General features: G+C 67.5%; 19 protein-coding genes. 4 read left to right on the top strand and 15 right to left on the bottom strand.

The window, feature by feature from the left end; translation table 11 throughout:
- Positions 1-6 precede the first annotated feature (6 nt).
- From G6N09_RS08240 to G6N09_RS08250, 3 genes are all read right to left on the bottom strand, one after another.
- Positions 7-2,856: an SDR family NAD(P)-dependent oxidoreductase gene (locus tag G6N09_RS08240; protein WP_244959518.1), complete on the bottom strand. Its 2,850-nt coding sequence runs from the start codon at positions 2,854-2,856 to the stop codon at positions 7-9.
- Complete coding sequence (locus tag G6N09_RS19960; RefSeq protein ID WP_163752726.1) at positions 2,742-6,827, bottom strand: type I polyketide synthase; 4,086 nt, start codon at positions 6,825-6,827, stop codon at positions 2,742-2,744. The genes G6N09_RS08240 and G6N09_RS19960 overlap by 115 nt, the downstream gene beginning before the upstream one ends.
- A gap of 260 nt (positions 6,828-7,087) precedes the next feature.
- A complete protein-coding gene (locus tag G6N09_RS08250) occupies positions 7,088-8,740 on the bottom strand; it encodes a PfaD family polyunsaturated fatty acid/polyketide biosynthesis protein (RefSeq protein WP_234807048.1) in 1,653 nt (550 codons plus the stop codon).
- Between the two features lie 256 nt (positions 8,741-8,996).
- Between G6N09_RS08250 and G6N09_RS08255 the strand changes: the two genes are divergently transcribed.
- The 3 genes from G6N09_RS08255 to G6N09_RS08265 all read left to right on the top strand — a co-directional run bounded on the left by G6N09_RS08255 (position 8,997) and on the right by G6N09_RS08265 (position 12,041).
- Positions 8,997-9,890, top strand: coding sequence for a lysophospholipid acyltransferase family protein (locus G6N09_RS08255; RefSeq protein ID WP_083026660.1), 894 nt, complete (start codon positions 8,997-8,999; stop codon positions 9,888-9,890).
- 10 nt (positions 9,891-9,900) lie between these two features.
- On the top strand, positions 9,901-10,461 hold the full coding sequence (locus G6N09_RS08260) for a TetR/AcrR family transcriptional regulator (RefSeq protein WP_083026659.1): 561 nt from the start codon (positions 9,901-9,903) through the stop codon (positions 10,459-10,461).
- 77 nt (positions 10,462-10,538) lie between these two features.
- Entirely contained in the window at positions 10,539-12,041 is a 1,503-nt protein-coding gene (locus tag G6N09_RS08265; protein ID WP_234807047.1) for a bifunctional phosphatase PAP2/diacylglycerol kinase family protein, read from the top strand.
- Between the two features lie 19 nt (positions 12,042-12,060).
- On the opposite strand, the gene G6N09_RS08270 is transcribed toward G6N09_RS08265, so the two are convergent.
- The 7 genes from G6N09_RS08270 to G6N09_RS08300 all read right to left on the bottom strand — a co-directional run bounded on the left by G6N09_RS08270 (position 12,061) and on the right by G6N09_RS08300 (position 18,911).
- Positions 12,061-12,546 (bottom strand): SRPBCC family protein, encoded by a 486-nt coding sequence (locus G6N09_RS08270; protein WP_083026657.1) that lies wholly within the window; start codon positions 12,544-12,546, stop codon positions 12,061-12,063.
- A gap of 11 nt (positions 12,547-12,557) precedes the next feature.
- Entirely contained in the window at positions 12,558-12,890 is a 333-nt protein-coding gene (locus G6N09_RS08275; RefSeq protein WP_083026655.1) for an ArsR/SmtB family transcription factor, read from the bottom strand.
- 59 nt (positions 12,891-12,949) lie between these two features.
- Positions 12,950-13,927, bottom strand: coding sequence for a PE-PPE domain-containing protein (locus tag G6N09_RS08280; RefSeq protein ID WP_083026702.1), 978 nt, complete (start codon positions 13,925-13,927; stop codon positions 12,950-12,952).
- A gap of 117 nt (positions 13,928-14,044) precedes the next feature.
- Complete coding sequence (locus tag G6N09_RS08285) at positions 14,045-15,235, bottom strand: cytochrome P450 (RefSeq protein WP_244959515.1); 1,191 nt, start codon at positions 15,233-15,235, stop codon at positions 14,045-14,047.
- 10 nt (positions 15,236-15,245) lie between these two features.
- A complete protein-coding gene (gene mhpA / locus G6N09_RS08290) occupies positions 15,246-16,820 on the bottom strand; it encodes a bifunctional 3-(3-hydroxy-phenyl)propionate/3-hydroxycinnamic acid hydroxylase MhpA (protein WP_083026651.1) in 1,575 nt (524 codons plus the stop codon).
- A gap of 13 nt (positions 16,821-16,833) precedes the next feature.
- Positions 16,834-17,772 carry a fumarylacetoacetate hydrolase family protein gene (locus G6N09_RS08295; RefSeq protein ID WP_083026648.1) on the bottom strand — a complete coding sequence of 313 codons (939 nt, stop codon included), beginning with the start codon at positions 17,770-17,772 and terminating at the stop codon, positions 16,834-16,836.
- Complete coding sequence (locus tag G6N09_RS08300; RefSeq protein WP_083026646.1) at positions 17,769-18,911, bottom strand: VOC family protein; 1,143 nt, start codon at positions 18,909-18,911, stop codon at positions 17,769-17,771. Before G6N09_RS08300 ends, G6N09_RS08295 begins: the two co-directional genes overlap by 4 nt.
- Positions 18,912-19,022: 111 nt before the next feature.
- On the opposite strand from G6N09_RS08300, the gene G6N09_RS08305 reads away from it, so the two are divergent.
- Positions 19,023-19,703, top strand: a complete 681-nt coding sequence (locus tag G6N09_RS08305) for a TetR/AcrR family transcriptional regulator (protein ID WP_083026643.1) — start codon at positions 19,023-19,025, stop codon at positions 19,701-19,703.
- A 3-nt stretch (positions 19,704-19,706) separates the two neighbouring features.
- Here G6N09_RS08305 and G6N09_RS08310 read toward each other — a convergent pair whose 3' ends face one another.
- The 5 genes from G6N09_RS08310 to G6N09_RS08330 form a co-directional block, all read right to left on the bottom strand.
- On the bottom strand, positions 19,707-20,555 hold the full coding sequence (locus G6N09_RS08310; RefSeq protein ID WP_083026641.1) for a MerR family transcriptional regulator: 849 nt from the start codon (positions 20,553-20,555) through the stop codon (positions 19,707-19,709).
- A gap of 71 nt (positions 20,556-20,626) precedes the next feature.
- Positions 20,627-21,460, bottom strand: coding sequence for an SDR family NAD(P)-dependent oxidoreductase (locus G6N09_RS08315; RefSeq protein ID WP_083026639.1), 834 nt, complete (start codon positions 21,458-21,460; stop codon positions 20,627-20,629).
- Entirely contained in the window at positions 21,457-22,467 is a 1,011-nt protein-coding gene (locus G6N09_RS08320) for an alpha/beta hydrolase (RefSeq protein ID WP_083026636.1), read from the bottom strand. The genes G6N09_RS08315 and G6N09_RS08320 overlap by 4 nt, the downstream gene beginning before the upstream one ends.
- Positions 22,468-22,477: 10 nt before the next feature.
- Positions 22,478-24,013 (bottom strand): flavin-containing monooxygenase, encoded by a 1,536-nt coding sequence (locus G6N09_RS08325; RefSeq protein ID WP_083026634.1) that lies wholly within the window; start codon positions 24,011-24,013, stop codon positions 22,478-22,480.
- Positions 24,010-24,939: a hypothetical protein gene (locus G6N09_RS08330; RefSeq protein WP_083026632.1), complete on the bottom strand. Its 930-nt coding sequence runs from the start codon at positions 24,937-24,939 to the stop codon at positions 24,010-24,012. Before G6N09_RS08330 ends, G6N09_RS08325 begins: the two co-directional genes overlap by 4 nt.
- Positions 24,940-25,033: the final 94 nt, after the last annotated feature.

Consider the following 25,033-nt stretch of genomic DNA (forward strand, 5'->3'; position numbering starts at 1 on the left):
GTCGAATCAGCCGCCGTACGGATACAACTCGAGTCGTTTGAGACTGACCACCAGCTGGTCGTCCGCGTCGATCAGGTCGAGGTCGCACACGGCGCGGCTGGTCTTGGCTTCCCCTCCACTGAGCACGCATCGTAATCCAGCGCCCAGAGGACCGGAACCGTAGCGCACGATCTCGCCGATACGCAGCGGAAGGACGTTGCGGCCCAGCAGCTCGTAGCTCCAGACCAGTGCTGCCTGAAGGCAGCCGTCGAGGGCGGCCGGGTCGGTGGCCCAGCCCTCCCCCACCCAGCCCACCGACGTCAGCCCGTGCAGGTCGGCGACCGCGGTCGTCTCAGCGCAGTCCATTCCGTCGAGCACCTGGAATGCCGGCCCGTGGAACAGGGCTCCACCGGTGTAGCAGGCCGAGCGGTCCAACCCACGGATTCCCGGCGCTGTCACCTGCACGCTGGGCACCGCGGCTGCGCTGGAACGCATTTCGATGGTGGCCGAGTAGTAAGCGGTCGAACCTTCGATGTCGGAAAGCGTCATGGTCAGCAGTTCGGGCCGCTCCTCGGTGGGAACGCAACGCACAAGCAGGGGGTTGCCGTGCTTCTCGAATTCGTAGAGCGTCACGCCGCGCAGCACCTTGAGGTCTAGCACCCGGTCCACGTGGTGGCCGGGCCGCAACGCCTCGGCCATCCGGATGAACCATTCGAGCGCCTGGACCACGGGCAGCACTACATTGCCCTGGACTCGGTGATCGAGCAGGTAGGGCTGCCGAGCAACGTGTGCGAGCACTCGCGCGACTCGGCCCTCGGGCGGAATCGGATGCGTGGGCAGGCCCGCCAGCACGCCGTCGCCCAGCGTCACCTCCGGGCTCGCGGTATCACCGTCGAGAACTTCGGCGACAAATGCGCGGGCACCGTCGGCGAGCGGAATCAACGAGATGCCGCGCGACTCGAACATTGCCTTGAGCCCCGGGGTCACCATGCCGGAATCCCAAGGACCCCAGCCCAAGGCGCGGACCAGGCAGGCGGGGCCGCGGCGCGCCTGTTCGGCCAGGGCCACCTTGTTGAGGATTTCATTGGCCATGGCGTAGTCGCTTTGGCCGACGTTTCCGCTGCGCGCGGCTACCGACGAGAACAGACAGATGACTTTGAGCGCGTCGCCCGCCGTCGCATCCAGCAGAGCGCAGGCTCCACCGACCTTGGTCTCGAAGACCCGGTCGAAACCGTCGAGGGTCTTCTTGTGCAACGGCGCATCGGCCAGCACGCCCGCCCCATGCACCAGGCCGGTAATGGGACCGAATTCGTTGCGCACGGTGTCCAGCAAAGCGCCCAGCTGCGTGGCATCACGGACATCGGCTGCGGCGTAGCGGACGCGGGAGCCGGCCGCGGTCAGCGCGGCCAGGGTCGCCCGGACCTCGCGGTCGGCCAGGATGCGTTGCGCCTGCTGCTCCAGCTGCTTGGGCGTGACCTTGAGGCCTTGCGCGGCAGCTGCGGCCAGCAGTGCCCGCTTGAGTTCTGCATCGGTGGCAAGCCCCGCAACCTCCGGCGGTTCGTCGCTGAGTTCGGTGCGCCCGATCAACACGAATGCCGCCTGGGTCTGCTGCGCCAGGGCGATCACCGAACCGGCGGTCACACCGCGGGCGCCGCCAGAGACCACGATCACGTCGGCCGAGCCGATCCGGTGGGTGCGGCTGGTGACCTGCTGCTCGCCCGCGACCACCGTGATTCGGCCGTGTGAGCTGCCGAGGCCCACTTCGAGTTCCGCACCGCCGGAGAGGAGTTCGTCGGCGATCCGCTCGGCGACGCCCACCGGCGACTGTGTCCCAACGGCGATGTCGATCGCCTTGACCTGCGCGCTGGTCCATTCCTGGGCGGCGGTCTTGGCCAGGGCGCCGATACCGCCCGACCACGCCCGCAGCCCGGGGTCGGTCAGGAAGCCGAAGGTACCGCCGGTGTCTTGAACGGTGACGAAGACCCCACCGCGCTCGGCGAATGACGCTGCGACGCGCTGCGCGTCGGCGAACAGCACCCGGTTGACGGCCAGCGCCTCTTCGCGGCTGGCGACCGGCCGCAGTCCACCGAGATGGACGACCGCCTCGGTGTCGGCGCCGGGCTCGGCGACGAGAGTGGCGCCGATGCCGTGGGTGCGCAGAATCGCGGCCAGGGCCTCGGCCGTCTCAGTCAATGCGGCCTGGGCCGCCGGTGCCGTCACGATCTCGACGGTCCTGGCGGTGTACAGACCGGGCATGCCCATCCCGCTCACCGGAGCGGCGGTGGCGCCTACCGCGTAGCGCGCCACCTCCGCTCCGGTCAACTCAAAAGGGGCGCGATCACCTGCCGCCAATCCGTTGGGCACCACCAGATCCGGTGGCGAGGAACCCATCAGGGACTGCAGGTAATCCACGATCTCCTGCAACGTCACCAACGCCGCCATCGTCGCCGTCTCCACCTCAGGCAACGACGGAACACGATCCTGCACCGCCGACAAGATCTCCACCCGCTTGATCGAGTCGATCCCCAGATCGGCTTCCAGAGCCATCGACAGATCCAGCATCTCCACCGGATAACCCGTCTTGTCAGCAACCACCGCCAACATGTCCCCCACCAGATCCACACCCGCAACGGGCGCCGAAGCAGCAGGAGCAAGGGCAGGCACCACCGGCGCAGCCACCGCGACAGGAGCAGGCACCGGAGCGGCCGGAGCAGCCACCGGACCCATCAGGGACTGCAGGTAATCCACGATCTCCTGCAACGTCACCAACGCCGCCATCGTCGCCGTCTCCACCTCAGGCAACGACGGAACACGATCCTGCACCGCCGACAAGATCTCCACCCGCTTGATCGAGTCGATCCCCAGATCGGCTTCCAGAGCCATCGACAGATCCAGCATCTCCACCGGATAACCCGTCTTGTCAGCAACCACCGCCAACATGTCCCCCACCAGATCCACACCCGCAACGGGCGCCGGAGCAGCAGGAGCAAGGGCAGGCGCCACCGGCGCAGCCACCGCGACAGGAGCAGGCACCGGAGCGGCCGGAGCACCGGACCCATCAGGGACTGCAGGTAATCCACGATCTCCTGCAACGTCACCAACGCCGCCATCGTCGCCGTCTCCACCTCAGGCAACGACGGAACACGATCCTGCACCGCCGACAAGATCTCCACCCGCTTGATCGAGTCGATCCCCAGATCGGCTTCCAGAGCCATCGACAGATCCAGCATCTCCACCGGATAACCCGTCTTGTCAGCAACCACCGCCAACATGTCCCCCACCAGATCCACACCCGCAACGGGCGCCGGAGCAGCAGGAGCAAGGGCAGGCGCCACCGGCGCAGCCACCGGAGCCGGAGCCGGCGGGGCCGGCATGGTGGCGACCGGAGTGGGAGCCGCCGCGGGCGCAGGCGCCGGAGCAGGCGGTGCACTGTAGGACGCAACCGGTGCCGACGGGGGCGCCGGCATTACCTGCGTGCCGTTGGTCACCGGCGCGGCGGGCGGCGCGGCAGGTGCGGCCGGAGGTGCAGGCGGCGCGGCAGGTGGCGCAGGCGGCGCCACGGTGCCCGCACCGTTGTGCACCGGGGCGGCCACCGGGTGAGCCGGGGCAGCCGCTACGCCGTAGGTGGCCACCGGCTGCGGCGGCACCACCGCGGTCGCGGTGGGGAACGCCAGCTGGGCTACCGGCATCGGCGTCATTCCCGCGCTCGAGACGAGGGTCTGCAGCAAGCCCTGCAAGTGGGCGATGGTCTGCTGCATGCTGCCGAGGGCACCGACCATGTGCGTGACCATCTCGGCACCTGGACCGGACACCAGGGGCGAGGTGACCATGGGGACCTGCGCAGCCTGAACCGGGACCGGGACGTGCGTCGGGACATGTGCCGGCAGACCGTTCGCTACAGGAACGATTGGGTCAACTGCTGTCATCGTGGGCTCCGATACGGTCGGGTGTCCGTTGTGGTCACTGCGGGGGTTGGGCTTCTCAAATTTTTCGGACTTCTGAGCGGGCCGGGACACCGGCTCGTCGTTGATTTCGGGTCGGCCGAAGTTGGTGCCGCTGAGCTTGATCGTCAGCTTCGGTGCCGGGCGGGTCCGGGGATCGTCTCCGTGGCGGTAGTCGGCCCACAGTGCCTGGAAGTTCATCGGGACGCCGGCAGCCACGAGCTGGGCCAGGCCCATCCACAGCGATCGGATCCCATTGCGCCCCTTGGCGTCGAGGGCGACAGCGACGTGGTCCTGACCGGCCAGGCACTTGCCGACGAGGTTGGTGAGCACACTGCCCGGTCCCACCTCGACGAAGGTGCGGGCGCCCGCGGACCACATGGCCTGAACCTGCTCGACGAACCGGACCGGCTGAGCGATCTGGTTGGCCAGCGTGGCCTGCATCTGCTCGGCGCTGCCGCCGTAGGGTGCCGCGGTCGCATTGGCGTAGACGGGCACCTGCGGCACCCCGAACGGGATCCCCGCCAGGTATGCGCCGAACGGCGCCGCCGCCGAACTGACGATCTCGGAGTGGAAGGCGGTGGCGACATCGAGGAGCCGCGCATTCATGCCGGCCGCACCGAAACGCTGTGCGGCGTCGGCGATCGCCGCACTGTCACCGGAGAGCACCACCTGGTTGGGGGCGTTGTGGTTGGCGATGACGACCGACAGTCCCCACTCGCCCAGCAGGCGGCTGACCTGCTCGGCGGGCGCGGTCACCGCACACATCGCGCCGTCGCTGCTGGCGGCCGCCTGGGCCATCAGCGCGCCGCGCGCACGTGCGATCAGCAGTGCGACGTCGTCACTGATCACTCCCGCCGCGCACAGGGCGCTGACCTCACCGAAGCTGTGGCCCCCGACGGAGACCGGCGCGATGCCCAGCGAACGGACCACCGACATCAGGCTCAGGCTGTGTGCGCCGATACCGGGCTGCGCCCACTCGGTCTTGGTCAGCTCGGCAGCCTGCGCCGCCCGGTCCTCGTCGGTGAACGCGGTCTTGGGCCAGACCACCTGGTGCAGGTCGCGGTCTGCGTTGAGCATGCCGGCTCGGGCGAGCTCCCACGGGGCCAGGGCGGGTTCGTAGAGCTGCGGAATGTCGGCGCCCATGCCGATGTATTGGCTGCCCTGGCCGGGAAACAGCAGCGCTACGGGTCCGGCCTGGCGGCTGGAGTAGTAGTAGCCCTTGGGCGAGCTGAAGGACGCGTCCGCACCCGGTGTCTGGAGTTTGGCGGCGGCTTCGTCGAGCATCGTGCCCAGGGTCTCGACGCTGTTGGCCACGACGGCGAGCCGGTGTGGCTGGGCTGCGTCGTAGGCCGCCTGCGTGCTGTAGGCGAGGTAGCTCAGCATGTCGGGCGAGTCGACCAGCGACGTGGCCAGCTCCGTCGCCGCAGCCGCCAACGCCGGCGCGGAGTCCGCGCCGAGGATGATCAGCTCAGATTCCCAGGACCGGTAGCGCGGCGCGTGCTTTCCCGCCCCGGCGTACTCCTCGAGCGTGATGTGGAAGTTCGTGCCACCGAAGCCGAAGGCACTCACCGAGGCGCGCCGCGGGACGTCCTTGTCGGCGATCCAGGGCTTGGACTGCGTGGACAGGTAGAACGGCGTGGATTCGATCTCCAGGCCCGGGTTGGGCCGGTCGACCTTGATGGTCGGCGGCAGGACCTTGTGATGCAGTGCCATCACGGTCTTGAACAGGCCGCAGGCCCCGGCTGCACCCTTGGTGTGACCGACCTGGGACTTGACCGATCCGACGGCGCACCATTGGCGGTCTTGGCGGCCCGACTCGTCGAACACTCGCCGTAGGGAGGTGAACTCGGCGACGTCGCCGGCCTTGGTGCCGGTGCCGTGCGCCTCGACCAGCCCGACGGTCTCCGGGCCGTAGCCGGCGGCCTCATAAGCCCGGCGCAGGGCCTTGGCCTGGCCGTCGGGGCTTGGGGCATAAATGCTTTTGGCCCGCCCGTCCGAGGACGTGCCGATGCCTTGGATCACCGCGTAGATACGGTCTCCGTCTCGTTCGGCGTCGTCGAGCCGCTTGAGAGCCAGCATCGACAGGCCCTCACCGAGCATGGTGCCGTCGGACTGGTCGGAGAACGGGCGGCAGTCGCCGGTGCGCGACAGCGCGGTGACCTTGGCGAAGCACATGAACATGAAGATGTCGTTGAAGGCGTCGACGCCCCCGGCGATAACCATGTCGGCCTCGCGCAGGTACAGCTCGTGCAGCGCGATCTCGATCGCGGCCAGCGAACTCGCACAAGCGGCGTCCACCACACAGTTGGTTCCGCCGAGGTCGAATCGGTTGGCGATCCGGCCGGCGATGACGTTGCCGAGCAGGCCCGGGAAGGTGTTCTCCTGCCAGGGCGTGTACCCGGCGGCGACGCTGTCGCTGAACGCCGTCACCTCGTCGTCGGAGAGGCCGGCTGCGCGCAGCCCCCGTTCCCAGATCGGCCGGTGCAGGCGACCACTCATGTAGCCCGACATCTCGGTGCCGCCGGAGGATCCCAGGACCACGCTGACGCGTTCGCGATCAATACCGGAGATGTCGCCGCCGGCGTAGTCTTCCAGCACCTGCTGGGCGACCCTCAACGCTAGGAGCTGGGCCGTGTCGGTCGCGGGGAGCACGTTCGGCGGGATACCGAAGTCCATCGGCGAGAAATCGACGGATGGCAGGAATCCGCCGCGTCGGGCATATACCTTGTCAGGCGTGCGCGGATCAGCATCGAAGTAGTCGTCGATCCGCCAGTGCGACTCGGGTACGTCGGAGAACAGGTCGGCACCCTCGACGATGTTGCGCCAGAACCGCTCGGCTTCAGGCGACCCGGGGAACAGTGCGCTGACGCCGACTACTGCGACAGGTGGATGTTTGGCTGCCACGGGTCTCCTTAAGCACGGCCTTGACGGAATACATCGAAAGCCTAAGTTTCGCTATCGGTGACAGTGGGTCGAAGCTGGGGTTTCGCTGTTCATCCCGATGGCCAGACGTTGCCGGGACACTATCAGAATGTTGTAGCCATCACACATCGAAGAGGGCCGCCCGGGGCCCCCGCGTGCATTACAGTCGACCGTCCAAATGTCACGTATTTGATCACGCCAGCAGCGGGAATGCGCCGGCAGACCGCATCGTGACGGTCGCCCTAAACCGCCAGCGGGCGCGGGCTGTAGGCGAACGCCTTGGCCGGTACCGGCACCCCTGCGGAGCGGGCGGCACCGGCACGACTGATGTGCGCCGCGCCTTCGAGCAAGTTAAGCGCCACCTGGACGGCTTGCCGGTTTTCGCATGGCTCCAGATAGCTGTCGGCCACCCAGCTGTTGAACGCGCCCATGGCGGGGCCGCACCAGACCTGATAGTCCAGGACTCGCTCGGGTACGCCGGTGATGGCCCACCGGCTCGACTGCCCGAGGTACCAGCGGAACACCAACGCCATCTGGTACTTCGGGTCCCGGGAGGCCAGTTCGAGCACCCCGGGGTCACGCTGTTGCCAGTACCGCTGGGTGTCCGCCCACACCTCGGCCACGGTGGTGCCCAGAATCTTCTCCAGCTCGGGGCCATGCTTGGCCACCACGGTGGCCAGATCGGGATTGCCCGCGTACCACTCGTAGAGCTTCTTGCCGCGCGGGGCGAACATCGTCCCCCGCTTGAGCACCTGCAGGTTGACGCCCATCTCGAACATGTCCGACGCCGGGGCCATCATCACGTCCGCGATCCCGGCCTTGGCCAGCATGGCGCGTCCGGGCTCCGAGAGGCCCGACTCCACGCAGGCCTGGTTGACGGTCCCGGTCAGCACATAGGCCGCGCCCATCGCGAAGGCGCCGGCGACCGCCTGCGGTGCGCCCAGGCCACCCGCCGCACCCACCCGCACCCGGCAGGTCAAGGGATGCTGTTGGGCCAGGGTGTCGCGCAGCATGACGATTTCGGAGAACAGCGCAGGCAGCGGGCGGTTGTCGGTGTGCCCTCCGCTGTCGGACTCCACCGTGATGTCCTCGGCTACCGGCACATACCGGGACAGCTCGGCTTCGCGCTCGGTCAGTTTTCCGGCCGCCACCAGCCCCGCGACCAGGGCCGCCGGCGCCGGTTCCATGAACATGCGCGCCACCTCCGGCCGCGACACCTTGGCCATCACGTGGTTGCGGCGCACGATATTGCCGGCCGCGTCAGTGTCCAAGCCGGCCAGCGCGTAGTGCACCACCGCGGGCGTGAGCTTCATGAATGCCGAGGCCTCGACCACGGGGACTTTCCGCGCAATGAACAATTCGGCGACGCGCGTCTCGAGGGAGACCTCGTTGGGCGAGTGGATCAGGTTGGCGCCCCAGGCCAGGCCCGGCCGTCCCGCCAATGCGGTCTGGATCTCATCCAGACCGCGTTCGACGGCCTCGTAGGACAGTCCACCCGCGCCGAAGAAGCCCATCATTCCGGCCTCGGCCATGGCGATCACCAAAGCCGGCGTCGCAATGCCATTCGCCATCGCGCCGGTGACGTAGGGGAAGCGCACGCCGTGCGCCTCGCAGAACTCGCGGTCGCCCAGCCATTCGGGGTAGATCGGCGGCAGTGTGCCCACCAGGGCCACGTCCGACTCGCCTGCGCCGACCACCTCACCGCCCAGGGCCAGACCCAGCATGCCGGTGACCGTCTCGCGCACCACGTGCAGCGGGTGGCGGACGTAGCCGATGAGGTCTGCGATGTCGTTGGGAGCGAACGCGGCCGGCGCGCTCGTGGGGCGCCACCCCAGCGACGGGCCCGCGCCCGCCCCGGTCTGCTGCTCCAATACGGCTCCAGGTCGCTCGTTCACTCTTGGGTTCCTCTCGATCACCGGTGCCGAGTGCGCCTGGCGCAGAGCTGGCCAAACACGTAGCCCGGGGAAAACCAGGAGAGTTTCTCACGGACCGGCCGCGCTCACTAGGCGGGCGTTGACGAGCGGTGCCACGCTGGCCGTTTTCTTGGTCATTTGCGAGCCCGCCCTCATGACCCAAACAAACTAGTTCGTTCTTTTCTTGCTAACCTGGGCTGTATCGGCCCAGGGCTGGGCTGTGAAAGGACGGCACACCATGACCACCACCGCGGCGATCACTGCGCCCGCGTCGCTCGGCGACGGAACCCGGTCGGCCGGAGAGCGGATTCTGCGCAGCGCACTGGCCACGGCGGCCGACAACCTGGAACCGCTGATGAACATCTACCAGCCCTATGTCGAGGGGCTGGCGAACCTGCCGGCCGATGGCCGCTTTCTTCTCGTCGGCAACCACACCCAGCTCGCCGCCGCGGAAGTGATCCTGATCCCCTACTTCGTGCGTCAGGCCCTGGGAAGACAGGTCCGCACCCTCGCTGATCGCCAATTCGGGAAGGGCGGGGGACTGCAGGCCAGCCTGGTGGCGGCGTACGGAGCCATCATCGGATCTCCGGAGGCTGCCGCAACGCTGATGCGGGCCGACGAGCCGATCCTGGTGTTCCCCGGCGGAGGCCGGGAGATCTCCAAGTTCAAAGGGGAGCAATACCAGCTGCGCTGGGACAATCGTTTTGGCTTCGCCCGCGTCGCCATCGAGCATCAGTACCCGATCGTGACCGCGGCCCTCGTCGGCGGAGACGACGTCTACACCAGCCTGACCACCCGCACGGGACTCTACGGCCGGGCCAGCGAATGGCTCGGCCGGCGGCTGAACGGCCGCGCCGACATGGCCATGCCGCTCCTGCGCGGCGTCGGCCCCACCCTGGTGCCACGACCCCAACGGATGTACCTCCGTTTCGGATCGCCGATCACCACGGTCAGGCCGCCGGACCTCTCCCCGGAAGACTGGACTCATCGGGTCAAAGACGACACCCAGGCTCAACTCGAGGCTGACCTCAAGGATCTGCAGCAGATCCGCTGCACCGACCCCTACCGTGCGCTCAATCCCCTGTCGTGGCGATCGGCAGCGACCCCGACCTCGGCCGACACCGATCGCTAGGGTTTCAGCGATGCGAAAACAGGCCGAGCTACGCGACGAGATCCTGTCCGCGGCTCGCGCGGAGTTCGCCCGATACGGCCTCGCCGGTGCCCGCATCGACCGGGTCGCCAAGCACGCTCGGGCGAGCAAGGAACGGCTCTACGCCCACTTCGGCGACAAAGAAAGCCTCTTTCGTGAAGTGGTCGCCGCCGACACCGCGCACTTTCTCGGCGCCATCGTCCCGCGTCCCGACGCACTGCCCGAATTCGTCGGCGACATCTACGACCTGGCCCGTGCACACCCCGAACACATCCGAATGATCACCTGGGCTCGCCTGGAAGAACTCGACCTCATCCCGCCCGACGCCGAGATGATGCCGGCGCTCGGGCCCGACGTCGTGGCTGCGGCCCAAGCCGGCGGCCACGTCGATCCCCACTGGGATCCCGAAGAATTGCTGGTCATGCTGTTCGGCATCGGGATGGCCTGGGCCACCTGGCCGGACCCCGCCGCCGGCACCGAGGACGCCGCCACGATCGCACACCGCCGTGCGGCCGCGGTCGAAGCCGCTGCCCGTTTGATCACGCCGCGATGAATTTCTCCGCCGACTGCGGGGTATAGGGCTGCGGTACGGTGCCGATGGCGGTACCGGTGGACGGAGGGATCGCGACTGTGGACCAGCTACCGAGGGCGCCCATCCCGCGCCGACGTTCCGGGCTTCGTCGGATCACCCAGGGACTGGGTGAGCTCGACGCCGAACTCTTTGAGGCCGTCGCCCACTCCCCCAGCCGGCTCCTCGACACCACGATGCCGGTGCTGACCCGCGCCGCCGACTACTCCAGGCTGTGGCTTGCTCTCGCTGCCGTCTTCGCCCTGACCGGCCGTCCTGCCACCCAGCGGGCCGCCGCGCGCGGAGTGGCCAGTCTGGGCCTCACCAGCCTGCTCACCAACCTGGTGATCAAACGGATCCGCCCCCGGGCGCGGCCCAATGTCTCATTGGTTCCCCTGCTGCGCCGCGCGCACCGGCTACCGCTGTCGAACTCGCTGCCCTCCGGGCATTCGGCCAGTGCGGCGGCGTTCGCCACCGGCGTCGGATTGGAAAGCCCGCTCCTGGGACTGCCGGTCGCCGGCCTGGCCGGCCTGGTCGGCCTGTCTCGGGTCGCCACCGGCGCGCACTACCCCGGTGATGTACTGGCCGGGCTGGGCATCGGCACGTCGATCGCGGTGCTGGGGGCCAAACTGGTGCCGCCGATCGCCGCCCCGCCGCCCCAGCGCGCCGAGATGCTGCGCGTCGCCACCCCGGCACGACCCGACGGCGCCGGCGTGACCCTGGTTGTCAACCCCGCATCGGGCAACGGCCGGGCCGGCGACGTCGCTGCGCAGGTGCGCACGGCGCTGCCGGCCATCACCGTCGTCGAACTCGGTCCCGACGACGATCTGGCGGAGTCGCTACGCAACGCCGCGGATTCCGCCGAGGTGCTGGCGATCTCCGGCGGAGACGGATCGGTGGCGACGGCGGCGCACGTGGCAGTGGAACGCGATCTGCCGCTGGCGGTGTTCCCCGGCGGCACGTTGAACCACTTCGCCAAGGACATCGGCTGCGAGACCACCGCCAAAACCATCCGCGCCCTGTCCGAGGGCACCCTGTCGCGGGTGGACGTGGTGCGGTTCAACGACGAGACCACGGTGATCAATACGGCAAGCATCGGCGCCTACCCGACCTTTGTTCGCCGCCGGGAGCGGTTGCAGGGCAAGCTCGGCAAGCCGGTGGCCAGTGCCTACGCCATGGTGATGACGCTGCGCCGGGAGCAGCCGGTGCGCATCGTCTACGACAACAAGACGCTGCAGACGTCGCTGTTCTTTCTGGGCAACTCGGCCTACCAGCCCGACGGCTTCGCGCCGGCCGTGCGGCACCGGATGGACGACGGGCTGTTGGACGTCCGGATCCTGGAGACCGGCCGGCCGTGGTCCACGCTGCGGATCGTGGCGGCCCTGCTGACGGGCCGGCTGCAGCGCAGCCGGCTCTACCACGAGCTACGTGTCCCCCAGTTCCGGTTCTCCGCCGTCGACGGACCGATACCCATCGCCCACGATGGTGAAGTCGACTCACCTTGCGCGGAAGCAGAATTCACTGCGTGCTACCGCGCATTGCAGGTGTTTCGGCCGCTGCGCTAGGCGTTCGGGACGAGGCGACTCAGTGGGCAACCAGGCTGTCGATCTGGTTCAGCGCCGAGGTCGAACCCTCGATGACGCCCATGTCCAACACCTTCTGGAGATCTTCGGCGGAAGCAAAGGTGCTCGCGTACGTCGCGCGGGTTCCACCGTCGCGCTCGGTGAAGGTGTAGACGTTCCTCGACGTCGGCATTCCGGTATCCGGGTTGAAGTCCAGGTCGGCGAAGCCGTCGTCGAAGGTGAAGCTCCACGGCTCGTCGACGGAGATGATCTGCCAGTATCCGGCGTACTTCTCACCGTCAGGGCCGGTCATGAAGTAGTTCGTGCGGCCGCCGGGCACCAAGTCGTGGTCAACCATGGTCGCGGGGAATTCCGGTGGTCCCCAGACCTTTTCCAGCTGACGCGGGTCGGCATAGATCTGCCAGATTCGCTGCACCGGCGCGGCGAAGTCGGCGGTGATGGTCAAGGTCAGGGCGACAAGGTCGTGTTGTACGTCGATCACAGGCATGGTGCGAGCTCCTAACTCTCTTGCGATGAGATGAGTTCATCGATACGTGCGATGCGACCACGCCACACCTGTTCCAACTCGGTGAGCATGGACGCCACCGATCGCACCGCGGCGACGTCGCCGCTGGCCAACTGCTCACGGCCGCTGCGGCGCTTGGTGAGCAGGCCGGACTTCTCCAACACGGCGACGTGTTTCTGCACCGCGGCGAAGCTCATCTCGTACTTCACCGCGAGCTCCGAAACCGAGTGCTCACCAGCCAGAACCCGGCGCATGATGTCCCGCCGGGTGCGGTCGGCAAGGGCGTGGAACAGGGCGTCCACCGTGTCGTCGTCGAGCGTGATCACCCCACGATCGTACAACCGATTAGTTGTATGTTGTCAAGGCTGGTCGGCCCCGCCGGGTATCAGACCAGCGGGAACCAGTAGTCGAGGGTGGTCTCGACACCGCCCCAGTCGATGCCCATCCAGTCGGTGAAGAAGTCCTCGATCTTCCCGAAACCGGCGTAGACCATCTCCGCCACGGAATTGAACAGCGAGACCCACCAGCCGCTGTCGATCAACCCGCTACCCAAGGCGGTGATCCAGGCACTGAACTGGTCGATGTCCGTGGAGATGTCGATGTTGGTGATCATGCCGTCGGTGGTGGCGACATGGTCGGCGACCTGCGCGGGGGTGAGCCCCAGATACATCATGTGTTCCCAGAACAGCCCCAGCATGGACGGCGCCGTGTGGTCGGCCACCGGGTCGCCGGGGAACGTGTAGATGGTGGTGGTGAAGGCGTCGTTGGGGGTCTGATTGCCGAACAGCAGTGAGGAGTCGTTGTCCAGCGACACCTCGCCCGCGGTGTTGGGCCACACGCCGTTGGCGCCGGACGGGTCGCCGATGAAGACGAAATGCAGCGCCTCGGGGTCCACGCCGTCGTGGGCAAGCTGCGCCATCGCGATCGAACTGGCCGTGGCGCCCTGCGAGTAGCCGAACACCCACAGCGGATTGTCGGCGTCGTAGGCGCCGGGGTTGGCGGCCAGCTCGGCATGCACCGCGCGCACGATCTCCGACGCTCCGGCGAAACTGCTATAGCCCTGCAGGAACAGTTGCGGGGTGGTCAGCACCCGCAGGGCGTCATCGCACACGCCCGCGCCGATCAGGCACACCGCCGGGTCGTCGCCGGGGTCGAAGCCCAGTGGCTGCAGGAACAGATCGGCTGCGTTCTGAGCGAAGGCCGTCGACGGCGTGGGCATCATGGTGCCGCCGATGAAGATCGCGGTGTCAGCCAGCAAGGCCACGTCGGGGGCGTACGACGCGCCGACGACCGGGGTCGTGACCACGCCGGCGGCGAGGACGCTTGCGGCGGCGACGGGCGCCAGCGTCTTCCATGGGTTCATCAGCACTCCCTGAGGCACATAGATAAATACTCAAGAAACCATGAAAAATGGCCGTGGCGATCATGGCAGCACGGTGGCCGGGCGTCAACGTGCGGTGCGCGGACCCGCGTGGGCTGCTCAGGCCGGAATGAGCCGCACCGGCAGCTGCTGGTGGCGGCGAATGATGTTGTTGACCGCCCAGATCGGCTCGCCGGTCAGCTCGATGCGCTCGACCTGGTCGATCAGGGCCTTGAGCAGGGCCGCGGTCTCCAGCCGGGCCAGGCCTTGGCCGGCGCACGCGTGCGCGCCGTTGCCGAATCCGACGTGCCGTCCCGCGTCGTTGCGAATGTCGAAGACGTCGGGGGCGCTCCATTCGAGTTCATCACGGTTGGCCGAGGCGTAGAGCACCAAGACGCGAGCGCCCGCGGGCAGGGTCGCGCCGGAGAGCTCGTGGCTTTCGGCCACCCTCCGGGTGAAGGCGCGCAGCGGCGATTCGAAGCGCACGATCTCGTTGACCGCGTTGGGGATCAATGACGGGTCGGCCTTGATCAGCTCCCACTGGCCGGGATGCGTGGCAAAGAGGTGGACGGCGCTGGAGATGGCGCTGATCGTGGTGTCCAGCGATGGTGCGATGTAGTCGACCAGCAGGGGCGGCACCTCGGCGAACCGCAAGGTGCCGTCATCCACCGCGCTGAGCAGGTCGTGGGCCATGCTGCCGGGCAGCACATCGCGCCGGCGAGCGATGCGCCGCGAGAAGCGCAGCATCTGCAGGCTGCGCGGAATCGCCGTGAGACCCTGCCGGTTGAGCGGGCCGAGCACATCGAAGGTCGCCGCGGCCCAGTCGAGCAGGTGATCGCGTTGGTCGGCGGGCCATCCCACCAGATCCGGAACGAAGGCCAGGGGCAGCGCGGTCGCCAGGTCAGCCACCGCCTCGATGCGTCCGCGTCGCACGGCGTCCTCGACGATGCTCTGCGCCCGCTGATCGACGTTGTCGCTGAGCGCTCGCAGCGCCCGAGGCATCATCCGGTGTGCGACGAGTTTGCGGCGCCGGTCATGTTCGGCGCCGTCACTGTTGAGGGTGGTGCCTCTGGAGAGGCGGTTGGTGGGCGCATTGGCCGCGACGCCGTGGCCCGACAGGTAGCGGGCATCGTTGCGCAGCACGGCCTTGCATTCGGCGTAGCGGGGCAGGGCATAGAGCCGGTGTCGTGCCAACCAGACCACCGGTCCGAGATCGCGCAGTGCCCGGTAGTGCGGGTACGGCTCCAGGATCGCCGACCGGCGGTAGATGCTGCGCTTATAGACCGGCACATCGGAGGGTCGAGCCAACACGGTCGGGCTCCTAGTCATGGCATGCCGTAGCGGCCGGCGTCTGGGCCGGCGAATCGAACACGAACCTCGGCAGCGCCCGGCACAGCGCGGTTAGGTCGCGGCCGGCCACCATGACGGTTCCGTCGGGCCGCACCACCGCGGCGGTCACGCGATGATGGCCCAACCAGGAGGCCAGCTCCGTGCCGGGTGCGGCGAACACCGTCTGCGCACCCCGGCCGTCGACCGTGCGCTGCTGATCCGGCGTCAGCGGCTGTGCGGTCACCACACCAAACCCATGCCCCAGCTCCGCATCGAGGCGGCGCCCGCCGGCAAGCAGCGGGTTGGGGCACAGTCGCCCGGCCAGGCGACGGGTGCGCGCGGTGCGTCGCACCATGGCCGAGGCTCGCAGTGGCGGCGTCTGGGAATCGGTGATCTTGTCACGCAGACCGGGCAGCAGGTGCACCCTCGGTACCACCAGCCGCCGCACCAGCGCGCCGAGCTCGCCGCCGGCGGTCATGGCGCGGCCGATGTTGAGCGCCAGCGAGATCAGCTGCCGCGTGTGCCGGGAGCGTTCGATTTCGTAGCTGTCCAACACGCTCGCCGGCAACCCTGCGCGCAGGTGTCCGGCGATCTTCCAGGCCAGGTTCATGGCGTCGCGCAGTCCGGCACCCATCCCCTGCCCGATGAACGGAGGAGTCAGGTGTGCGGCGTCGCCGAGCAGAAACACCCTCCCGGATCTCCACCGGTCGGCGATCTGGGCACGGAAGGTGTATTCGGCGACCCGCAGCAGCTGCAGGTCGCCGTCGGCGATGTTGTGCGTCCACGGCGCGATCAACGGTCGCAGCGCCGTGAGCGTGCTGTAGTCGTCTGCCGACTCCCGTTCTGACAGCGCGAATTCCCAGCGGTATCTGCTCGGGCCGATCCGCATAAAGGTGCCGGCGCGGTGGCTGTCGCAGACCTGGTGCACCCCTTCCCACTGCCGCAGGTCCTGCGTGCAGCCGATATCGATCACCAGCCAGCGTTGATCGAATCGCAAGCTGCGCATGGCCGACCCGATCGCCGAGCGCACGGTGCTGTTGGCGCCGTCGCAGCCCAGCACAAAGTCGGCGGTGATCCGCGACTCGCCGCCTGTCACCCGGTCGCGGGCGCCCAGTTCGACGCCGTCGGCGCAGGGCGCGACGCCGAGTACCTCGGTGTCGCCGCGCAACCCGACATTCGACAGGCGAGTCAGGTTGTCCCGCAGCAGCTGTTCCAGCTCGGGCTGGTCGAACATGTTGGCGGCGGGAAAACCGTTGCGGGTCAGCGCGGTATCGCGGCTGAACTCGGCCAGCACCGACTGGTCGCGATCGACGAGCCGCAGCCCTTTGGCCGGGCGGGATATCGCGGCGAAGGCATCGGCGACACCGAGCCGCGCCAGGATGCGGTAGACCTCGTCGTCGAGGTGCACGGCGCGGGGTTGGGGGTAGACCTGCGGCCAGCGGTCGAGCACCAGGGTGTCTATGCCGTACTGCGCCAGCAGGGTGGCAGCGGTGATTCCGGTGGGTCCGCCGCCGACGATCGCCACCGATACATGCTCTGCGCCGCCGGGCGTTGCTGGACTCGTCATGGCGCGCCGCGGGTCACGTGTACCGCACCGTCAGGCGCTGCGCGCCCAGGTCGATGGCCCCGTCATCGGTGGCGATGGTGGCTTGCACGACGTCGCCGTGCTGCAAGTACTTCGGGTTCTTGGCCTGCCGGGCGAAGAAGGCCTTCCATTTGACGGCCGGGGGCAGCAGGTTGCCGATGATCTCGATCGGCTTGGGGGGCGCGCTGAGTGCGGTGCCCACCGGGGTTCCGGTCAGGATCAGGTCGCCGGCGGCCAGGTCCTGGAATCGGGTCAGCGACTGCAGGGCCTGCAGGGGGCGGTACAGCATGTCGCCCTCCACCAGTCCGTTCTGACGCTCGTCACCGTTGACGCTCAACCGCAGCCGCAAGTCACCGAAGCGCGCCAGCTCTGCGGCATCGACCAGCACCAGCGCCGGCCCCACGGGCGTGAAGGTCGGATAGGACTTGGCTTCGTAGAACTGGGTCTGCGGCAACTGGATGTCGCGGGCGGAGACGTCGTTGGTGATGACCAGCCCGACCACGTAGTCGGCCAGGTTGGCTTCGGTGACCTGCGTACCGACCGGGACGTCGCGGCCGATGACCAGACCGATCTCGACCTCGTAGTCCAGCAGGGTCACATGCGAGGGACGGATGATCTGGCCGTAGGGACCAGTCAGTGAGGCAGAGGATTTGCGGAAGAACGTCAGCGGCACGGTCTTGGGGTCCAGGCCGGCGTCGGTGACGTGCGATTCGAAGTTGGTCATCTGGGCCACCACACGGCACGGCGCGGTGACCGGCGCCAGTAGCTGCAGATCCTCGACGGCGACGGTGCCGTCCGTGGCGGCGGCGGCGTCGATAGCGGACCGGTCGGCGAGCAGCTCGGCGGTGGTGGTGGCCGTGGTGGCGATCTTGGCAGCGCCCGTGGGGGTCTGGACCCACCAGGCGTCGGCGGTACGCAGGACGGAAATGGTCATGACACAGCTACTTTCAGCAGTCCGATAAGGCGGTTGAGGTCGAACTCGTTGTCGTGCCGTAATGCGGTGAGCATGGCGGCGGCCTGGCGGCCTGCCGCGCGGGGGCTCGCGTCGAGAAAGTCTTTGGTGGCCGGTGGCCCCCATTGGGCTAGTCCGGACGCCGTGAACGGCGCCCAGCCCGGTTCCACGGTGTTGTCGAAGACGTCGCCGTCGGCGTAGTGCTCGACCAAGAACCCGTCGGGGTCGCGCCAGTAGTCGAAGATCTGGCTGCCCTGGATGTGGCGACCGATTCCCCAGGACCGGAAATAGCCGCGCTCGCGCAGGTATTCGCCGCCGGCGGCCAACGCGTCCAGGTCGGCGACTTCATAGGCCGAGTGCACGTAGCGGTTCACCGGGCCCAGCGCCAGGGCCAGCGTGTGGTGGTCGGTGGGGACGGTGCCGCGGTCGCAGCGAATGAAGCTCATGACCGGCCCCCGTTCGCGCTGCCCGGGGAAGAACTGGAAGTCGCTGACGATCATGCCCAGCGTCTCCAGGTACCAGTTCAGCGTCCGCAGATAGGTGGTGGACTGCAGGACAACGTGGCCCAGGCGCTGCACCCGAGCCGGCACGCGCAGCGGCCGCACTCCGGCATTGACCCGGGTCTGGGTGTTCCCGATGTTGGCGAGCTGCGGCTCCTGGGTGGGCTGGGCCGGGAGGACGTGCATGCCGGCCACCACCTTGACTGGGGTGCCGCTGGGGTCCGTCAGCTGCACGGCCACGCCACCGATCGACTCCGGCTGCCGCCGCAGCGGGGCACCGGTCTTGTCGGCCAGGCGCGCGACGTCAGCTTCGTCGGCGGCGCACAATGCATACCCCGCGAAACGGGTGTTCCGACCGCGCCGCAGGAATACGCAGGGCGCACCAGGGCTGGTGCCGCGCAGCTGCACCTGCGCCGGGTCGCTGTAGGCGATACCGAATCCGAAGGACCGGGCAAAGGCCTCGGCACGGACCAGGTCGGGCTTGTCGAATTCCAGCCAGGCGATGTCGGCCACGCGGATCAGGGGGTCGCGGGCCCGGCCGGGGTGCTCGCCACCAATCGCCCCCTGTTCGCTGTGCAGATCTTTGTGGCCGTCGGCCAACGGCTCGCCCGTCTTCGGCACGTCGCGCCACCACCTTCCGGATCAACTGACGAAATCGTCACATACGACCAAAGCTTCAGTCAAATGTTTTGACGAAATCATCAGAACTGAGTTGGCTGATAATCTGCACGCATGGATGTGGCCGAGCGCGACGGTGAGCAGCCCGCGGCCGGTCCGGTCAACCGGCTCGAACGGCGCAAACTCCGTACCCGGAGCGCGTTGATCCGCGCCGCTCAGGGCTTTATCGCCGACGGCAGGCTCGCCGTACCCGTCCTGGAGATCACCCAGGCCGCCGACGTAGGCATGGGCTCCTTCTACAACCATTTCGAAAGCAAAGAGGAGCTGTTCGCCGCCGCGGTGACCGACGCGCTGGACAGCATCGGCGCGCTGCTCGACACCTTCACCGCAGATATCCCCGACCCGGCCGAGGCCTTCGCCGCCAACTACCGCCTCAGCGGCCGGTTATTTCGCCTGCGCCCCCAGGAGGCCGCACTGCTCCTGGCCAACAGCTCCACCATGATCCTGTCCGACCGCGGCCTGTCCCCCCGGGCGTTGCGCGATATCACCGCGGCGATCGAGCAGGGCCGTTTCACGCTGTCGGATCCCGAGCTGGGACTGGCACTGGCCGGGGGGGTGTTCGTCGGACTGGGGACGCTGCTGAGCCAGCGGCCCGATCGCGACGCCGAAGTCACCGTCGATGAGGCCACCGAACACCTGCTGACCACCTTCGGAATGAGTCCGGAAGAGGCTCGCGAACTGTGCCGCAAGCCCTTACCCGATATCGCGATGCTGCAGGACGCTTCGGTCGGCTGACGGCTAGGGCGATTGTTCTTCGGTCGGGCCCATAATGCTCTCGAAGTAGCGCGTGACGGCGTGGACCGACTGCTCCGTCAGGGCCGCGGCCAGTGCCTTGTTGACCGCCAGCGCGCCCAGTTCGCGCACGTCGGCGATGGATGCCGCGACTTCGGGGTGCTGTTCGGCCGGGGCGATGTAGCCCTCTCCGTAGTGGTCGATCAGTTGGCCGCTGAGCTCATCGACAATCTGCTTCGCCAGCTGTTCGACCGTCTCCGCGGTGGCTTTGCGTACCGAGACAAGCACGCGGAGATAGAAATTCGGGTCTTTGGCAGCGTCGACAATCGCGGCGATATCCGGCTCCGCAATGATGATCTCGCCGTCGGCCTCGCGGGCGATTCCGTAGGCGCACAGGTCCCGCGCCAGCTGACTCGCGGGGTCCAGCAGCAGTCGCGACGGCGTTTCCGGCGCCACCCTGGTCGATGCCTGGCCGGAGTACCACGGCGCCACAATCGCACGCTGCATCCCGGAACTGGCGGCCAACTCCTGCAGCCCCAAGATGTCGACCAGGTCGTGTTGATTCGCCAGGCCTTCCAAGAAGGTCTGAATATGGGTGAGGGCGTAGCCCTTGTCCAGCAGGTCGGAGATCATCTGGAGTTGGAAGAGATGGTTCTCGTCGTAAACAGCGACGCGCCCCTCGCGCTGAGGTGCAGGCAACAGTCCACGCCCCTGATACGCGCGGATATTGCGCGGAGACACGCCGGTCAGCTGCGCCAGCTCGTCGAGGCGATACTCAGCCAACTCTGCATCCTCTGTCGCGTCGATCTCCTGGAGCGAGGCAGCCACATTTCGGCCCGGCACCGTCGATGCCACATTTTACCGGCGCTCCCGCGGGCACCGACCTGCGCACATACCCCGACATGGCCCCGCCTTACCTCAAGGCCTCACTGCGGGTCCATCACGTTTCGGGCCTTGGCCATGGCGCGCGTGGTCAGCGCCGGCGCCAAACGCTTCAGCCGCCAGCCCAGCCAAGCGTCGAGCTGCGGCATGACATACAACCTGCCTGCGTCGTTGGCATCGAGGGACTTGCGGGCGATGACCTCCGGCGCCGTCCCTCGTCGCTCCATCATGGTGGTCGCATACGTCGCGGCATTGCCGGCGATGCGGCCGTCACGGGCAACGTTGGTCTTGACGAAGGTGGGGCACACCACGGTGACGTGGACACCGGTGCCGACCATCTCCGAACGAAGCGTCTCCGACAGCGAGAGCACCGCTGCCTTGCTGGCACTGTAGGCCGCCATCAGTGGCGCCGCCGAATAGGCCGCCGCGGAAGCGATGTTGATGATGCCTGCCTGCTTCTGCGCCCTGAGCTGCGGGGCGAAGACCTCACAGCCGTGGACCACGCCCAGCAGATTGATGCCCAACACCCAGTACCACTCGTCGAAGCCGATCTCACCGATCAGGTGGCCGCCGGCTCCCACTCCGGCGTTGTTGACCACCAAGGTGGGTGGAGCGCCGAACATCTCGTCCGCGGCCGCCGCGAGCTTTTCCACGTCCGGGCGCGCCGCCACGTCGCACACCGTCGCGAAGGCGGTGCCGCCGGCGGCCCGGACAAGCTCCGCGGTTTCCTCGGCGCGATCCGCAAACTTGTCGCTGCAGACCACCGCTGCGTTGCGACGCGCCAGCTCCAAGGCGAACGACCGCCCGATGCCGCTGCCCGCGCCGGTGATCACCGCACGAGCGCCATGGGAGATCTTGTTCGAGCGCCGACTGGTCATCCGATGCACTTCCTCTCTGAAGTAGTCGAACCCCGCATCGCCCAGTCGATGAAGAGCGCTGCTTGACGTAGGGCGGTCGCCGACTCCGTCAGCGCGCTCATGTTCTGGAAGACATGCATCTGCCCGGGCCAGACCTGTAGGTAGCTCGTATTGCCCGATGCCTGGATGCATCGGTGCAGGTGCTGAGCATCTGCTTGCAGCATCTCGTTGCCCCCGGCCTGGACCAGCGTGGGCGGGAAGCGCTGCACCGACGCGAAGTCCATGGTGATCCGCGGGTCGGATCTGTCGCCGCTACCCACATAGAGGTCCACCAGGCGGCGACAGTCCGCGGCAGTGACCAGGCAGTCCGGCGTGCGCCGCTCTTGATCGGCGGCCAGCTGCAGCGACAGATCGACCAGCGGGGAGAACAGCGCCAGAGCGGCCGGAAGTGGCTCATCGGTGCGAGCCAGTTGCAGAGCCAGATCCACCGCGAGAAATCCGCCGGCCGAGTCGCCGGCGACGACGATGTCGGCGGCCCGGTAGCCCTGCGCGAGGAGGTGGCGGTAGGCGGCCATCACGTCGTCGGAGGCGGCGGGAAAGGGGTGCTCGGGCGCCAGCCGGTAGTCGACGCTGAAGCAGGGCAGCGCGGTTCGCTGCGAGAGCCGCGAGACCAGGGGCCGGTGCGTACGCGCCGACATCAGGGTGAAGGCGCTGCCGTGGAGGTAGAGGATCACCCGGCCGCTGTCGCGTACCGCGGGCGCCACCACCCACTCGCCCCGCAGCCCCGGTTGCTGCACCGCATCGATGAGGGTCCCCGGCACGGGCCGGGCCAACCGTGCGGGGGCGTCGGTCATCATCCGCAGCAGCCGCAGGCCGGCGGCATTGAACGGCAGCCTTCCCACCAGCGGCCGCAGTACCCGGCGCGGCACTATCTGGCTGAGCCGTGCCGCGGCCGAAGCCCGCGGCAACTGGTCGTCAGCGAGGAGTGTCGGCGCGCACGACGAATCGCCGGTATCCCTAATCGTCATGTCCGGCAAATCATTCCGGATCGGCCATCTGGCTCCCGGGACCGGCTGCCGCGCCCACCAGCGCGGTGGGGTCTCCCGTGGCCACGTAGTCCTGCAGTTGGACGTCGTTCAGAACGCGCCGAAAGGTGCTGGCGAATCCGGGGAACATGGTGGAGTTGAAGCCATCCTCGGTCAGATACCAACTGCTGCAACCGCCGGAGTTCCACGTCGTCTTGTCCAACCGACCCTGAATCCAGCGGTTGTAGGTCTGCTGGGCATCGGCACGGACTTCGATCGAGGTAAGTCCTCGCCTCGCCAGCAGCTCGATCATCCGCACCGCGTACTCGATCTGAGCTTCCACGTAGACCAGCGCCGAGATGTGGCCCGGCCCGGAGTTCGGCCCGAAGGTGAAGAACAAGTTCGGGTATCCGGCGACATTGACGCTCTTGTAGGCGAACGAACCCCGCGCCCACTCCTCGTTGAGCGACCGTCCGTCCCGGCCGACGATCTGGATCGGTGGAGCGGTCTTGGTCGCTTCGTAGCCGGTCGCACACACGATGACGTCGGCTGAGTGTTCGACACCCTCGCAGGTCATCACACCGGTAGCGCTGATCCGGGCGATCGGCCAGGTGATGAGTTCGCAGTGGGGAGCTTGCAGGGCCCGGTAGTACTCGTCGGACACCAGCATGCGTTTGCAGCCGGGACGGAAGTTCGGAGTAAGACTGCGACGCAGCCACCGATCGTTGACTTCTTTTGCCAGGTAACGCTTTCCGGCAAGGGCAACCGCAGAGGTCAAGACCGTGTTCCATACAACTGCCAGCGCCCCGGCCTCCGATACACCAAGCATGGTCGAACGGGCCACTCGCTGCGCCGAGGGGACCTGCGTATAGAGCCGCCTGAGCCACGAAGGGGTTGCTTTGTTGACACGCGGCAACACCCAGCCGGGCGTGCGCTGGAATACCCTGACCTTCTTGGACCGGCCCACCAGCTGGGGAATCACCTGTACCGCGGTCGATCCGGTTCCGATCACGGCGACTGTCTTGTCGCTGAAGTCGAAGTCGTGGTCCCACTGGGCGGTGTGCATGATTGTGCCGCCGAAATCTTCGATGCCGTCGATCTTCGGCCATGTCCAGCGGGCCAGCGGCCCGTAGGAAGCGATGACGGTACGGGCCCGGTATTGGGTGGTCGTGGTCGTGATCACCCACTCGCTTCGGCTGTCGTCCCACGCCATGCCGGAGACGTCTTGGCCGAATTCGATGTACTTACGCAGGCCGCGCCGGTCGACCATGTCGACGATGTACTGCTGGATCTCCGCGCCGCTGGCGTAGGTCTGGCTCCAGCGGGGGTTCGGCTCGAACGAGTAGGAGTACATCAGCGACGGGACATCGCACGCCACGCCCGGGTAAGTGTTGTCGCGCCAGGTGCCGCCCACTTCGGAGGCGCGCTCCAGCACGACGATGTCCTCGATACCCGCGTCGAGGAGCCGGATGGCCGCGCCCAGTCCGGCCAGGCCGGCTCCGATGATGACTGTGGTGACGGTGCGGTCCTGCCCAACAGCCGTGGTCATACCGTGGCCCGCCAGGTCAGTTCTTCGGACCACACCGGGGGCTTCGGTCGCCGCTCCGGCGGGATCCGATCGCCCATCCGGATCATGGTGCGCTCAATGCGGTAGAGAACCGGGTTGCGCTCCATGGTGAGAAACGACATGGAGCGGACCATCTTGTACATCGGGTTGTTGTTCAGCCGCGGGTCGCGGACGCTCGCCTTGCGAAAGCGTTCCAGGGACACCGACAACCGCGACCCGTCCATACCCAGATCGAAGAGTTCCTCGCGCATCGAGGCCAGCAGCGGCAAGACGCCCAGCAAATGCTGCAAGCGGACCACGCCGGCCATGCTCAACGCTTTGAAAGCCACGTAGATCATCCGGCGGAAGGGTGCCCCCGACAGCATCCCCATCACGTGGAAGCCCACCGCCAGATGCCGCGACTCGTCGGCGTTGACCTTGTTGAGCACGACGTTCAGCAGCGGGTCTTTGATCTCGTCGGTGAGAAACTTCAGCAGCGCCCCGTCGAGAGCCACCTCCAACATCGGGATCGACGTCGCGTGGTACTCGAAGGGAATCCGGTCGGACACCTTGTCCACCATGTCCAGCGTGTAGGCGATCTGGGCTTTCGGCAGCGGGACCTCATCCCCGTCCAACAGTCCCCACCGCCTCATCAGAGCCAGTTCGGCGTTGGCGTGCTTCTGTTCTTCGGCGTGGAAGTACCTGTAGATCTCCCGCAACGTGTCGTTGGGCGCCTTCTGGGCCATGCTCGCGAAGGCGCGCGCGCCGAGGTGCTCGATCCACATCAGGTCTGCCATGAAGACCTTCAGTTTCGGCTTCTGTTCCTCGGTGACCAGCTCGGCGCCGGGGGCGTCCCAGTCGATGTCGGCTAGCACCCATTGCCGGCTCTTGATCTTGGCCAGCGTCTGTTCCAAATCCAGCGTCGTCATCGCCCTCGTCCTGTCTCCTCGGCGCGCATCGCGTCAGCGTCGCATCACACGATGCCATCCGTCAATAGGATATTGCCAGTTACGCCTGTCATTA

The sequence above is a fragment of the Mycolicibacter minnesotensis genome (assembly GCF_010731755.1).
GTDB lineage: Bacteria > Actinomycetota > Actinomycetes > Mycobacteriales > Mycobacteriaceae > Mycobacterium > Mycobacterium minnesotense.

Excerpts from the sequence above, each read along its gene's own strand:
- G6N09_RS08270 (WP_083026657.1), bottom strand. The coding sequence starts at position 12,546 with ATGCCTGTGATCGACGTACAACACGACCTTGTCGCCCTGACCTTGACC.
- G6N09_RS08255 (WP_083026660.1), top strand. The coding sequence starts at position 8,997 with ATGACCACCACCGCGGCGATCACTGCGCCCGCGTCGCTCGGCGACGGA.
- G6N09_RS08325 (WP_083026634.1), bottom strand. The coding sequence starts at position 24,013 with ATGACCACGGCTGTTGGGCAGGACCGCACCGTCACCACAGTCATCATC.
- G6N09_RS08295 (WP_083026648.1), bottom strand. The coding sequence starts at position 17,772 with ATGACCATTTCCGTCCTGCGTACCGCCGACGCCTGGTGGGTCCAGACC.
- G6N09_RS08305 (WP_083026643.1), top strand. The coding sequence starts at position 19,023 with ATGGATGTGGCCGAGCGCGACGGTGAGCAGCCCGCGGCCGGTCCGGTC.
- G6N09_RS08260 (WP_083026659.1), top strand. The coding sequence starts at position 9,901 with ATGCGAAAACAGGCCGAGCTACGCGACGAGATCCTGTCCGCGGCTCGC.
- G6N09_RS08320 (WP_083026636.1), bottom strand. The coding sequence starts at position 22,467 with ATGACGATTAGGGATACCGGCGATTCGTCGTGCGCGCCGACACTCCTC.
- mhpA (WP_083026651.1), bottom strand. The coding sequence starts at position 16,820 with ATGACGAGTCCAGCAACGCCCGGCGGCGCAGAGCATGTATCGGTGGCG.
- G6N09_RS08280 (WP_083026702.1), bottom strand. The coding sequence starts at position 13,927 with ATGAACCCATGGAAGACGCTGGCGCCCGTCGCCGCCGCAAGCGTCCTC.
- G6N09_RS08315 (WP_083026639.1), bottom strand. The coding sequence starts at position 21,460 with ATGACCAGTCGGCGCTCGAACAAGATCTCCCATGGCGCTCGTGCGGTG.
- G6N09_RS08330 (WP_083026632.1), bottom strand. The coding sequence starts at position 24,939 with ATGACGACGCTGGATTTGGAACAGACGCTGGCCAAGATCAAGAGCCGG.